Source organism: Anabaena cylindrica UHCC 0172, assembly GCF_034931625.1.
Classification (GTDB): Bacteria; Cyanobacteriota; Cyanobacteriia; order Cyanobacteriales; family Nostocaceae; genus Anabaena; species Anabaena cylindrica_A.
In genome coordinates this window covers 1-13,105 of the sequence record NZ_JAYGGY010000060.1, presented here as the reverse complement: position 1 = coordinate 13,105, position 13,105 = coordinate 1, and the positions used below count along the sequence as shown (strand labels likewise).

Here is a 13,105-nt window from a genome sequence, read left to right as displayed (position 1 = left end):
CTTTGATAGCTGGTATTGCAAAGGCTTTAAGTGCTGTCCTGACGTTGCTTTTAAACTGCTTATTCCCCTCCTGAATATCGCTGTTAATCTGCCTTAAACCATCTGTTAATTGTTGGGAATTTTGAGTATTATTGGTACTAACAACTTCTCTCACTTCGCTGATCATGTTATTGATTTTTTGCTGGCTGATAGCTGCTTTATGCTTCACAAAAGCCATGATTGCTGATTTGATAGCGTCGATATCTTGATCTAAAGAATCAGTCGATTGTCCAACGTTTTCAGCTATTAAACTAATCTCCCCAACGTCTAGGACTATTCCCATACTTTGAGCAGTGGTAGATACTAATTCTGGTTTGGTGGCAGTGGTTAGGGCTGATTCTTCAGTATCTTGATCAGCTGTAATTGGGTAAGAATTATCACCCTCTACCGTGTCTATACCAGTTGTATAGATATCGTCTTGATGACTGTCTACAGGTTGTATACTTCTGTCTACTTCACTAGTAAATGTTTCCGGTTCTGTCTGTGGAGATGTTGAGATGTTTCCGTTTTCACCACCTACACAGATAGATGTTTCCGGTGTTAATTCCTCAGAATTGTTATTAGTTAAAGTCTCCTGTTCTAGTGCTGCTTTATTGGTTTCCAATTCCTCTACATCCTTGCTAATTACTGTTAAATTTGTAGCGTTACTGATGAAATAATTTACAACTGTTAGAATGTCGTTTTTTGTGGGGTTTTCAATATTGGGGATTAGGCGATCGCACTGTTCCTTTATTTCTCCCAGTACAACCTTTACACCTTGACGACTTAACCGGGACTGGATACGTTTTGCTATTGTGGTTAACATGATTTAGGCTACCTTTGATAATTTAGAATCTTGAACTTTTGCTTTATAGATTAGAGCTACTGCACAGATGGGAATTAAAACCTGTTTGGCATAGAATGATTTAGCTTTAAATCCCCCTGCTGTTTTGAACCATCTACTGATAGTTCCTTTATTTGGTACAATTCCTAATTTTTCCAGTAGGTTTATGAACTGTTCCCCCGTACAACCTTCACCAATACTTGATTCAACTTTTGATACTTGACCTTTGATTTTGTGGTATTGGGAGAAATAGCGGGGTGAGGTTTTGCGAAGTGCTATAAACAGTTCAAACCCTGATTTTGTTAGGGGTAATTCTGCTATTTCCATAGCTTTTTTAGTTCGCCACCAATGGACATCATTAACCCTACTTCCCATCACAGTTTCATAGATAGTCCGTTCATTCTCCATAGTTTTAATAGTTGCGTTATCTGTTATCTGTAATCTGCAATTTTGCAGTGCAAGCAATACACATCCTACATTTATGTATTACGCATATAGCGTATAAGCAAGGGTGTTAGGAGTGCATTTAGTCGCACTATAGGTATTTTTGCGTTAGCTGTATTACCTGGTTAGCTGTAAAAATGCTTCACTATCCTTTACTCACAGGATTTACAAGGTTGTAGGGCATTTACAACTTTTAGGCTATAGTGCTATCATAACTCACAATAGCAAAAGTGAACAAGTGCATAAAATTATTTTCACGATTAAGGGGGATAAGCAATAAAATGAACCAATAAACTAATGAACAATATTTTTAGATGGAAAAATCTGTATTTGTAAGAGGTCGAGTGACTGAAACAGTGCGGGCAAGGTTTAAATCTGCCTGTGCCTTACAAAATAGAACTATGGATAGCGTGATGGAAGAACTGATACTCAATTGGCTAGAACAGCAAAATCCCAATTCAACAGCACAAAATACAAAAGTGCAAAATCCAAAGGCAAGTTAGAGCGATCGCACTCAATTAGACAAATATGACAAATGACACCCGATTTGATGACATATACACACGGCTTAATGACCTTACGCACGATGTAAGTAATCTAAAAATACAAGCCGGAACTATAGGGACTTCTCAGGTTGCCATAGCTACAACCTTGACCCTAGCAACTGGTTTAGGTTCTGACATGAGAGAGGTTAAAGGCGATATCCGCCAAATTAAAGGTGATATCAGAAATCTGGAAGCTAGTATTAATGAGATTTTGCGGCTTTTGCGTAGCAAGAATGAATAGCGATACCTTCGGTCAGCTTCGCTATCGCCTACAACAGTAAACATGACAGATGACATCAAACGTTCCAAGGGTAAATTTGACCCAATTACGGAAACAAGAGATTGGTCTATAGCCGCATCTGAAGAATATTGCAAACGAATTGCTAAAAACACAGGTAGGCGACTAATCGAAATAATTGACACTCAAGAGGGTGTTTTGCCGATAGTTTGTATTTTTGAGGATATTACTTATGACTGAAACAGCAACCCAAATCCCCCTAAGTGCAGTAATGCCCATGTTTGCTGCTATTTCAGACCGTGATTGGGAACGGTTTAAAGAGCTAGAAGTAGAGTTTGCCAATAGCCACGGTATCGAAGATTGGGCAGATGTTTTTAATTTCCGCATCTTGCCAGCATTAGATAAAGAGTCAAAAAGATGGTTTTTGATTCAAAAATGTAGCAAAGGCTTTACCGTCAAGACTGTGACTGATTAAAGGTGCGATTGGGTTTGCGGTTGTTTTGCGGTCTTTTTGCATACTTGGGTGAGGCGATCGCACCAATCCCCCCGGCGTTTTTAAAAATGTCGTTGGGAGATTTTTCCGTAAAAAGTCAATCCGTAAATTTTAAAGAAGTCAACCTTATACATTTAGCCATGTTGTGATAAAGTAATTAGTTTTGCGACAAATGGGTTAAACACTCAGGTCATTTATTTCGACTTTGGTGCTACCAGTTAGTCATCCCAGTTAGTCATCCCAGTTAGTCCCGTCAATCCCACTAAATCCGGTGTCGAGCGTACACCCTATTTTCAATCTATGGGCATAGATTGAAGAATTTTATTAGTGCCAATTGCCATACAATTATCTATTTTGTACTAACACTATCGTTATATAACGATAGTTAGAGCCATTTTTTTGCCATACAAGAAGTGCTTGACAAGTGCTTTCAAGTAGTTGACAAACAAGATTGCACACCGTCGTTTTACATTCTGGTATATGTCAGGCAGAATTCCCCTATATTCCCCTGACATCTCGATACTCACCGTGGGGAATTGTGGAAAACTAGAGTACCCAGTAAAAATGTACTTTTTTTGGGAATGAGCGATCGCAACTATAGTTTTATCTGTTAGACTGGGATCACCTTACGAGAAACTAATATGACCGAAAAACCCAAAATTCTAGTAAGAACTCGGTTAACCCCAACTGATGAGAAAAAATTCAGGGAACTGGCACAAGCCGATGGGACGACTACGTATCAACTGGTACGTAAGTTCATCCATGACTACTTAAACCAAAACTCCCAAGCTGCATAGGCAACCTGGGAGTTTTGGTTTTTATCTAGAAATTCACCCAGTCTTTTTCACTTAGCTACGTCCTGAGAAAACTATCTAAGCAAAGGACTGGACATCAATTAAGCAACTACCATGACGATATTTTCATGGGGGTTTAATATTTCCATATTAAACTACCCTGCACTTTTAGATCACTACCTCTTGAAAAATGTTTCAAGAGCTTCATACCAAGAATTTTCATATTGCCCAATAATAGCATATTTCCTCAGTATTTTTGTAACCTTCACCAAAAATATTGAGACACCATATCTCTTGCAACTACAGGAGGTGTGGCTATGATTAGACCTCTTCACAATGAAGAATTACTAAATAGTGGGATTGACCCTGGCATTATCGCTCTAAACTTCAAATCTCTAGAAGGTGACATCACACACCAATATCTATTGGAAGATGCTTTAGGCAACCTGGGAGAGGGGAAACAAACACCCCATAGCAGCCAATACGCCACATCAGAAGTAAGTAAGCTATTTAAGCGATATGCTCACACCTTAGCAGGTGGATGGTGGTGTTCAGGTGTTGACCCGCTAGACAATTACTCAAAAATGCAGTGGGGATGTTTTAAACCCGATTTCCCCCGGCGTGACCATGAAAAAAATAAATTAATTAAATATGAACATCCCCTCGGCACTGCTACCCGTGCATTTCTCCCAGATGTTCCTGCTCACATTTGGGTACTAATTAGCGATCGCTATAACATCCCAATTGACAAATATCAATCATTTTGGGAGTGGGTTAAGGATCACAAAATACCCATCACCATTACTGAGGGTGCTAAGAAGGCGGCCGCCTTACTAACCTGTGGGATTGTAGCCATAGGCTTACCAGGAATCAATAACGGGTATACATACGACGGTTATTATACTTTCGAGAACGGGAAAAAAGTTAAAGTTAGAACTGGCCCTAATTACCTTATTCCCGATTTAGAACACTTTGCTAATGAAGGTAGGCATTTTAATATCTGTTTTGACAATGATGAAAAGCCTAAAACAGTTGAAAATGTTAAAAACGCAATTTGTCAATACAGCTATTTATTGTCATCGAAAGGATGCACTACTAAAGTCTGTAAATGGGAATTTAAAGAAAAGGGAATTGATGACGTTTTAGTTAAGCATGGTATGGATGCTGTAATTAAAATTATTGCTAATTCCCTGACTCTTAATCAATTTTTGGTTTATAACTTTAACTGCTTAACCTACAAAGTAGCTGTTAACCTAAATCAAAAATATTTAGGGGATATTGATATTCCAGAATTGATTAAATATTTGTTTATTAAGTCACCAAAAGGAACGGGTAAAACTGAATCATTAATAAAGATTGTTGATTTGTATAACCAATTGGGAATACCCGTTATCGTGCTTACTCATAGAGTACAACTAGGAGAAGCTATTTGTAATCGGTTAGGATTACCTTTTGTGACAGAAATTAGAAACTCAGAAACAGGTGATTTACTAGGTTATGGATTATGTGCTGACAGCCTACATCCTACCAGTCAAGCGCGATTTAATGCAGATAGCTTTAAAAACTGCGTAGTAGTTGCTGATGAAATTGAACAAGTTACAGAACATCTTTTAAACTCATCTACAGAAGTCAAAAAGCATAGAACAGAGATATTTAATCAGCTAACTATCTTAGTAAAAAATGCCAGATTAATTATAGGTTTAGATGCAGATTTAACTAATGTAGCTGTTGACTTTGTAACTGAATTGGGAAATATTAAACCTATCAAATTAACTGATATTCCCTCCGGGTTTGAAGAATTATTTAACAACAGACAAACAGCTAACAGTAGTTATCTAAAACAGGAGTTAATCAGAGAATTATCTGAATACATGGGAATTTATCTTAGATATGATGAAATTGAACACATAGCAAATAAGATTAAGTTGAAAAACAACTTACAACAATCATTTGATAATGTTCAAACTGCGATAATTCATTTTTTAAATTACAAACAAACACCCCATATTATTGTTAATAATTGGAGTGAGAACCAATGGTATATTACCAACTACGACGAAAGTAATCCCACTAATTTTATAGCTGCTTTATGCAAAGCTATAGAAAATGATGAACGGGTATATATAGCAGTTGATAGTCAAAAAACAAAAGGGAAATATAGCACTAAAAATTTAGAAACTTATTTTTCTAGAAAAATGACTGCTAAATTATCAAGCTTATTTCCAGGTAAGAAAATATTAAGGATTGACAGTGAAACCATAGCAGATCCTACTCATCCTGCTTATGGTTGTATTTCAGTAATCAATGATGTTGTTAAGGATTATGATATTGTCATCACATCACCATCTGTTTCTACAGGTGTAAGTATTGATTTTAAGGGACATTTTACAAGTGTGTGGGGATGTTTTCAAGGTGTTATGACTGAAAACTCAGTCAGACAATCTTTAGCACGGGTAAGAGAAAATATCCCCCGTCATATTTGGATAGCAAAATGTGGACTAACTCAATATGGGAACGGTTCAAGCAATATCAAATCATTATTAGCAAGTAATCATAAACAATTCAATGCACATATCAACCAACTAAATTTAGCAGGAATGAGTATTGATGAAACAGAGTTAGAAACTTACTCTATATTCACTACAACCTATGCAAAAATAGCTTGTCGAGTGAATGCTGCTAAGAGTGATTACCGTAATATTATCTTGCAGAATTTAGCAGGTGAGGGGCATATTATTAATAATAAATCAGCCCAAGAGGATGATGAAACCATTAAAACAGAAATTAAGGAAAATAGAGATATTAACTACAATCAAGAATTAGAAGATACTGAAAATGAAGATATTACTAATATGACGGATATTGATTATGAAAAGTTATCAAATCAAAAGCACAAAACTCAGCAGGAACGGCGTAAAGAACGTAAGTATAAGACTAAACAGCAATATGGAGAAGTTACTAAGGAATTGTTAGCACTAGATGATGACGGATTTTATGGCAAAATTCTACTGCATTATTATCTAACTTTGGGGCGTAATTTTGTAACTGCTAAGGATAAAAAAGCAGGTGAAAAAATCAAACAATCTAAAGCAGCTTATCAGCCCGACTTTAACAAAACTCAGTATGGATCTAAAGTTAAAATTTTAGAACATTTAGAGGTTGAGGAAATAATTACCAGTGGTGATGAATTATTTAACTCACACCCAAAAGTAAAAGCGATCGCCGATAAATTACGAGTTGATACATTTGCAACTAAAAATCATTTAGGTATAACAATTACCAACAACACAAGCGATATAACCATACTTAAACGGGTATTAAAACTTATAGGACACGATACCTCAGAAGTGAGTAGGGGTGTGATAAACCAAGAAACTGGTAAACGCGAACGGGTTTACAAAATAGTTTGTATTGGTGGTGACGACTTGCGTAATCAAATATTTGCGGGTTGGTTAGAACGGGATCTAATGTCCACAGAAAAAGTATCAATCTGTTACCAATCACCAACAGAAAATGTATCATCTTGTTACCAAATGTCCGCGAGTAGTAATAATAAGATAATTAATCAACCGGACATAGATATAACGACGGACACAGAAAACCCTCCAAACACCCCACAAAATTGTTTTGTTTGGGTTGGGGAATGGGTGGGGGGTGTGGTTAGGACGGTTGAGAGACTATCCAACGGGACTTATAAAGCTGCTGTTACCCTTTGGAACGGGATGGATAGGTTTATTTGGAATGAATCTTATATTTCTATTTGTTAGTTTTAGGGTGTGGTTATGGGGTACATCCGTGATACCTGCAATTACCGTAAGAATCGAATTTAAAAACTATATGGGATTAACAGATTCGCTTGAAAAACTCATGGCAGAAAAGCAGAAACGTGATTCAGTTAGCAAACTAAAAAATGCAGGTGTCAATACCAGCGAGGATAAATCTCATTTAAAACACTTTGCTACACCAGGATTTGCTCAAACTCAAGTCATGGCTAAAGTTGGTAAATGTCAACTGGATGCTTCAGCCATAAAAGCTATCGCTGATGGAGTTTTAGAACAAGCCCAAAAAACCAAAGATGGGGACTTTAGCAGCATTGAAGTTATCCTTCACAGTCAGATAGCTATGCTGTCTACCTTATCAACGCACTTCATGAATAAGGCTTTAGCTGGGTACGATTCCTCAGAAGTGCTAACAGCATTACCTCATATTCCTAATGAACTCGCAGAATTAAGCCTCAAATGTCAAGCTGAGATGCGTAAATGTATCGCGTTGCTGCATGAGTTGAAAAACCCCAAAAAACCCAGTCAATTCATTAAAACCTACGTAAATCAACAGCTAAACCAGCTACAAATAGAACAGGAACAACTTAAACAACGATTGGAGGAAGGGAACGATGCCCCGGTGGAGTTTAGAAGCCAGAGAACGTCAACGACAGCAGATCCAGAAATGGAAACCGTATCGACACAGCACAGGGGCAAAAACTCCAGAGGGAAAGGAAAGGTCAAAAATGAATGCTCTTAAGCATGGGCTACGCAGTCAGGAGATGATTGACTTAATGCGTGGTTTAAGTCTAGAAAATTTTCTCAAAAATTTTGACTTTGATTAAAGCAAACGAACTATACAAAATCGTCCCTAGTAAAACCGAGTATTGCAACGTTGCAATTGTTGGAGAGTGCCAATGCCCAAGGGTGATGGTCTACACCTGCATTCTCTATGAGACTGTGTAGCTTGCTTGTTCAGTAGCAGTACAGCGATATCGCTATACACTACAAAAGTAGTGGGTAAAATACAAAATGCTAGGTGTAATTGCTCGTTTTTCAGATGTAGCCAATCCTAGCCAATCCTAGCCAATCCTAGCCAATTCTGTCCTTCTACAAAAGTAGGTTTCAAAATAAAATTAATAAGTATAATTGCTTATTTTAAAAATCATGTCAAATTTTGGGCAAAATTGGGCAAGTGTAGGCAATTTACAGACATTTTTGGTAGTACAAAACAACTATACTGAGGTTTTAGATTGAAAATGTGTGTCCAACATTGCTCAAGTGTAGGCAAAATTGGGCAAAGTTGGGCAACAGATTATTTGACCTTTTTTAGCACCTGAAAAGTACCTTGAAACCCTTACTAGGCAATGATTTGAAGAATGTTAAGTAATGCTGTTATTAATCATACCAGATTAGGTGCTGAAGCTGATTCACGGTGAGACGCAAGCCATGTTTTGTGTATACGTTATGGTGGCACTCATCCCTCTAAAAAGGGTGTGATGACGACGGTTTTGAGAATTTTTTTGGATAGTCATCATGTCAAAAAAACGAGAGAAGGGAAATAGCGATCGCTCTCTCTCGTTACTAAAAAAAGTAAGCAGCTTGTTTACTACCCTGCACACTACATCCAGTCTCAACACCCACTGGTTTTCTACTACAAGAGTAGTATGTAATAATTCATTCAATAAGTATAATTGCTTGATTTTTAGTTTGGGTCAAAAGTGGTCACGCGAGGGTCACGTAGTGGGCATGAGATGGACAATTGATATGGTTAGTGCTGGTTAACAACACTCTATAGGCTATTTTGATTCCAAAAATTATTGGCGAGTGAGTAAAAAGTGGTCACGCGGTGGTCACGTAGTGGGGACGATAAATTTAGCTCTTATCTTGCGTATATCACTGTTATAAAACCATCAAACCTTTACTAAATAAGGATTTATCTGTTATTCCTAACTGCGTAATTAATCATACAAGATTAGGTACTAAAATTGATTCACGGTGAGACGCAAGCCATGTTTTGTGCATGCGTTATAGTGGCGTTTATCCAAACTGCACCCCCAGCGATAGCTTCCCAAAGCAGCTTTTGGGTAGAGTGATATTTTTTATGGTGAGACTTTTTAGCGATCGCCTTCTCTACGAGACGCTATCGCAGAATTACAAATGTCAACTGAATCCAAAAATTAAAATATTTTTTTTCTGGGTAGTTTTGGGTCAAATCCCTAAACCCCTATCTATCCCCCCTGTGTCAGAAGGCATTGGTAATTAATATTTTATTAAAGTAATGTGTGGGGAGTGCGAGATTGATAAGTCTAAATCTAAACGTTTAGATTTATCAACTTCATCTTTGGTCTATGGACAGACTTTACCCCACCAAATAAATTATTAAATTTTTCAGTCCCTTCTGAGGAATTATGCTTGCTGCAATGCAACGCTGCAATAGAAAATTTTCGCTGGTGATTTAGACTTATTTACTCTTATGCTAGACTGTCCACTGGACACGTCTAGTTAGTCCACTGGACAGTTAATTATGGTAGTAGAAATAGATCCGTTTCCTGTATCTGCACTACAGGATAGATACGCTATTGGTAAGCAAGCCGTTTATAACCGACTGGAAGCACTGGACATTAAACCCTTCAAGCAAGGTAATAAATCCTACATTCATGCAACTGATGTAGAACTACTAGATCAGCTGCACCAACATATTAAAGATGGGGGGAAGATGGATGATTTTCTATCCCCCAGTCTACTGGACACGATGGACACACCCACTGGACAAGTAGATATTACCTTTAGTCCACTGGACAGGGTAGACACGTCCAGTCTGACCACTGGACAGTCAGAGACAGCAGTAGGTGAGTTGATAGCTTTGGTGGAAGCGATCGCTCGTCACCTCAAACCATCTGACCCTCTACAACATCTCAAGGCATTGGAGGAAGCAGCAAAAGCTGGCTGGATTCTTTCATCTACCGAAGTAGAAAACTTGATTGGTTGTAAACCCAAACTCAAGGAAGGAGAACAGCAGTTTGTCCGTGGTTCTTTTGGGTTTGTCAAATCTGGAAGGGTAGGGAATCAATCAGGATGGAGAGTAGAAAGACTTGATTAGGAGGTTAAAAAACCCTAATGGGCTAGACTGTGCCAAATTGGGAGTTTTGTACGCTAAGGAATCAGAGCAATCGCCCAAAGCCTTGTCATTAAAGATTGTTAGCGTTCAACTCTCTTGAAATTTTTTAACGACCATCGGACTTAAATACAAAAAATTTCATTTGGATTACACTTTCTGAAACCATTGATAGTTAAGAGTTTCAGGTTTTCCAGGTTTTCTTAGCGTACAAAACTCCCGTTTCGGCACAGTCTAGCCTTAACCATAAAATTAGTAACACTTCGGTGTCGAGAATGAACAAGTTGTGAAATATTCTTGAGTTGATCATTAACAGTTTCAATTAAAGACCGTTTTCGGAGCATTAATTTCTCCTCAAGAGACAATAGCTTATTCCGCATATTTTTCTTGAAAGGAGTGATTAATTTGAGTCCATTAGACCAAAGTTCAAGCCAGAGTTTTTGAGAAATATATCCTTTGTCTCCAAATATTTTACCAAATATTTTCTTAGTCAAAGTGGGAACAGGTTTTCTGTCATCTATATTTCCAGGAGTAATTTGAAATGCAAGTAACTCTCCTTGATCATTAATAATCAAATGAAGTTTAAAACCAAAATACCAACAAATAGAACTTTTACCGCAGCCGGCTAAATTTTTAAAGACTTTATTTGTCTTGGCTCTTTTAGAATGACAAATGGGAATAGATGTACTATCAATAAAACTTATACCTGTGTTGAGTCCTTTTCGTGTGTTTAGATAATACATCAACGGAATTAAAGAATTTGGCATTAATTCAATAAATCTTTGATAACTCACTAACTTAGGAAAATCACCTTGGCAATATTTGCAGATATGCTTCACGTAATAATCTTTAAAATTCCGGTAACTAGAGCGGTGAAAATACACAATTATTGTCATAATTTCACTTAGACAAAATTGGCTAGGTCTAATTCTTTTTTTTATCTGAGATGGGATAAGTTGAGCTTGAAATATTGGCTCAAAATAGTTACAAAAATCATCAATTTCACAGAAAATAGTTTCTAATTCCATGAGTAATAATCAGTAATTTTCTTGAATTATACCTATCTTATTGTTTCTAATCTGAGGTACTTTCAGTTGGTATTCAAAGAGTATTCGTAATATAACTTTAGATTTTGTTGTAAAAATTTACTTTAATCTAGCCCTGTTTTCTAGTTATTCTCAATAATTAGGATTTATTGAGAATATAGTCTCTCTACTTACAAGCCTCTAACCCTTTTGAAGTCTCATTTCTAGCTGATTTTTTTACATCGAACTCAGGTGAAAAGAGTTTGCCAGAGGTTGAGTGAGTTATCTTGGAATATGTTAATTAATGCAGGACTTGAGTTATGGATGCTAAAGAGTTGCTCCAACGATATGCTGCTGGGGAAAGGGATTTCAGTGGAGTAAATTTGCAATGGATTGAGTTGAGAGATGCCAACTTGAGAGGCATTATCTTGGTTGGAGCGAATTTGCATAGCGCTGAATTGGTTGGTACTGACTTGGAAGGTGCCAACTTGAGTAGAGCCATTTTGGATAACGCTAATATGGGTGGTGTCAACTTGGTCGAAGCCATTCTTGAGAGAACCAATTTGTGTGAGGTTGATTTGATTGGTGCTGATTTTAGCAGAGCTAATTTGAGAAAAGCTAGTTTGATTGAGTCTGGGTTGGATGGAGCCGATTTGAGTAGGGCTGACCTGAGCAGTGCGAATTTGCGAGGCGCTGGTCTTGATAACGCTGTCTTGATAGAGGCGAAATTGGGTGAAGCTGTCCTTGTTAATACTGTTTTCAGGGGGGCTGATTTGACTGAGGCTGACCTCAGTGATGCCAATTTGGAGGGGGCTAATTTCAGTGGAGCGAACCTTAGAGGTACTATTCTTGATGGGTGCTTCTTTTGCCAAACGATTATGCCTGATGGTATTGTCAGGAACGACCATTGTGATGAACTGTATGAAATTTGACAATCTAGCTTCATCAGCTAAGAGGTTCGCTGACGGTTGCATCAAAAATCCTTGGACAGTTGTTGGACCAGAATACTCTTTCCTTTCAATATCTCGTTCAATGTCATCTGGCAAATTAGAGAGTAAGTCAACAGCAATTCTCATTTTGAAAAAAATAAAATAAAATTCTCTTAATTTAAGTAGAAAACTTGTATCAAATTATCATTTTTTGATAGATGGTTATCATCGGGTACTAGAGATAGATAGGGTTTTAAAAATCTAGACATAAAAAATTGATTTCAACTCATAAATCTAGCTGAAATTCTAAGTAAATTTGTAGTTTTTATTGATAAATAACTTTCTTCTCCTCTTTCAATATATTGACATTTTTCAACTAGAATTTACTTTTTTGAATGGGACATATTCTCTTAGAATAAATGAGAAAAAATCCGACCAATCTTTAAACCAAATAAATTTTAATAAGGTACGAATATCATTAAAGAACGAAGTCCGAGTTACTAATAACTCACGAATCTTTTGATAGGTATAATTCACTAAATCTAAAACAGTATGAAATAAAAAGGCTAGTAAATTTAGAGACAATAATAACTCACATAAATGATTTTTACCATGACCAAAGTTATGCTCTAAATTATAACCGTGATTTTTCAGAACGTTATTGCCTTCATTCTCAACTTTCCATCTGCTGCGCCCAGCTTTGACAATTTCTTCAACATTATTTTCAGTGATATTATGATTAGTTATCCAATTATTTTGGTGGATAATTTTCTGTGTTTTCTCGTTAATAACAGTCACTTCGCACCAATTAACTTTGAGACTTGAATCTTCATCTCTTAATCAGGGTTAGCGCATCTCAAACCCTATTGACAAGGGGATTTATATGATATATGGGG

12 protein-coding genes and 2 pseudogenes are annotated in these 13,105 nt (G+C 37.0%); 10 read left to right on the top strand and 4 right to left on the bottom strand.

Annotated elements, in window-relative coordinates; translation table 11 throughout:
- Both VB713_RS13400 and VB713_RS13395 read right to left on the bottom strand, forming a co-directional pair.
- A partial coding sequence (locus tag VB713_RS13400; RefSeq protein ID WP_323312019.1) for a hypothetical protein occupies positions 1-844 on the bottom strand: 844 nt, incomplete at its 3' end.
- A 3-nt stretch (positions 845-847) separates the two neighbouring features.
- Positions 848-1,270 carry a hypothetical protein gene (locus tag VB713_RS13395; RefSeq protein WP_323312018.1) on the bottom strand — a complete coding sequence of 141 codons (423 nt, stop codon included), beginning with the start codon at positions 1,268-1,270 and terminating at the stop codon, positions 848-850.
- 350 nt (positions 1,271-1,620) lie between these two features.
- Between VB713_RS13395 and VB713_RS13390 the strand changes: the two genes are divergently transcribed.
- The 9 genes from VB713_RS13390 to VB713_RS13350 all read left to right on the top strand — a co-directional run bounded on the left by VB713_RS13390 (position 1,621) and on the right by VB713_RS13350 (position 10,240).
- Complete coding sequence (locus VB713_RS13390) at positions 1,621-1,809, top strand: plasmid partition protein ParG (RefSeq protein WP_323312017.1); 189 nt, start codon at positions 1,621-1,623, stop codon at positions 1,807-1,809.
- A gap of 25 nt (positions 1,810-1,834) precedes the next feature.
- Positions 1,835-2,092: a hypothetical protein gene (locus VB713_RS13385; RefSeq protein ID WP_323312016.1), complete on the top strand. Its 258-nt coding sequence runs from the start codon at positions 1,835-1,837 to the stop codon at positions 2,090-2,092.
- Positions 2,093-2,134: 42 nt separating this feature from the next.
- Positions 2,135-2,329, top strand: a complete 195-nt coding sequence (locus VB713_RS13380; protein ID WP_071192646.1) for a hypothetical protein — start codon at positions 2,135-2,137, stop codon at positions 2,327-2,329.
- A complete protein-coding gene (locus tag VB713_RS13375) occupies positions 2,322-2,564 on the top strand; it encodes a hypothetical protein (RefSeq protein WP_071192645.1) in 243 nt (80 codons plus the stop codon). Before VB713_RS13380 ends, VB713_RS13375 begins: the two co-directional genes overlap by 8 nt.
- A gap of 659 nt (positions 2,565-3,223) precedes the next feature.
- Positions 3,224-3,379, top strand: a complete 156-nt coding sequence (locus tag VB713_RS13370) for a hypothetical protein (protein ID WP_177176296.1) — start codon at positions 3,224-3,226, stop codon at positions 3,377-3,379.
- A 314-nt stretch (positions 3,380-3,693) separates the two neighbouring features.
- Entirely contained in the window at positions 3,694-7,143 is a 3,450-nt protein-coding gene (locus tag VB713_RS13365) for a plasmid replication protein, CyRepA1 family (protein WP_323312015.1), read from the top strand.
- On the top strand, positions 7,118-7,897 hold the full coding sequence (locus VB713_RS13360) for a hypothetical protein (protein ID WP_323312014.1): 780 nt from the start codon (positions 7,118-7,120) through the stop codon (positions 7,895-7,897). Before VB713_RS13365 ends, VB713_RS13360 begins: the two co-directional genes overlap by 26 nt.
- Positions 7,898-8,673: 776 nt before the next feature.
- Positions 8,674-8,922 carry a hypothetical protein gene (locus VB713_RS13355; protein WP_323312013.1) on the top strand — a complete coding sequence of 83 codons (249 nt, stop codon included), beginning with the start codon at positions 8,674-8,676 and terminating at the stop codon, positions 8,920-8,922.
- 742 nt (positions 8,923-9,664) lie between these two features.
- Positions 9,665-10,240, top strand: a complete 576-nt coding sequence (locus VB713_RS13350) for a hypothetical protein (protein WP_323312012.1) — start codon at positions 9,665-9,667, stop codon at positions 10,238-10,240.
- A gap of 257 nt (positions 10,241-10,497) precedes the next feature.
- On the opposite strand, the pseudogene VB713_RS13345 reads toward VB713_RS13350, so the two are convergent.
- Positions 10,498-11,283, bottom strand: a pseudogene (locus VB713_RS13345) (IS982 family transposase); the annotation flags it as partial.
- A gap of 317 nt (positions 11,284-11,600) precedes the next feature.
- Between VB713_RS13345 and VB713_RS13340 the strand changes: the two are divergent.
- Positions 11,601-12,212 (top strand): pentapeptide repeat-containing protein, encoded by a 612-nt coding sequence (locus VB713_RS13340; RefSeq protein ID WP_323312010.1) that lies wholly within the window; start codon positions 11,601-11,603, stop codon positions 12,210-12,212.
- A 455-nt stretch (positions 12,213-12,667) separates the two neighbouring features.
- Here VB713_RS13340 and VB713_RS13335 read toward each other — a convergent pair.
- Positions 12,668-13,049, bottom strand: a pseudogene (locus VB713_RS13335) (ISNCY family transposase); the annotation flags it as partial.
- Positions 13,050-13,105: the final 56 nt, after the last annotated feature.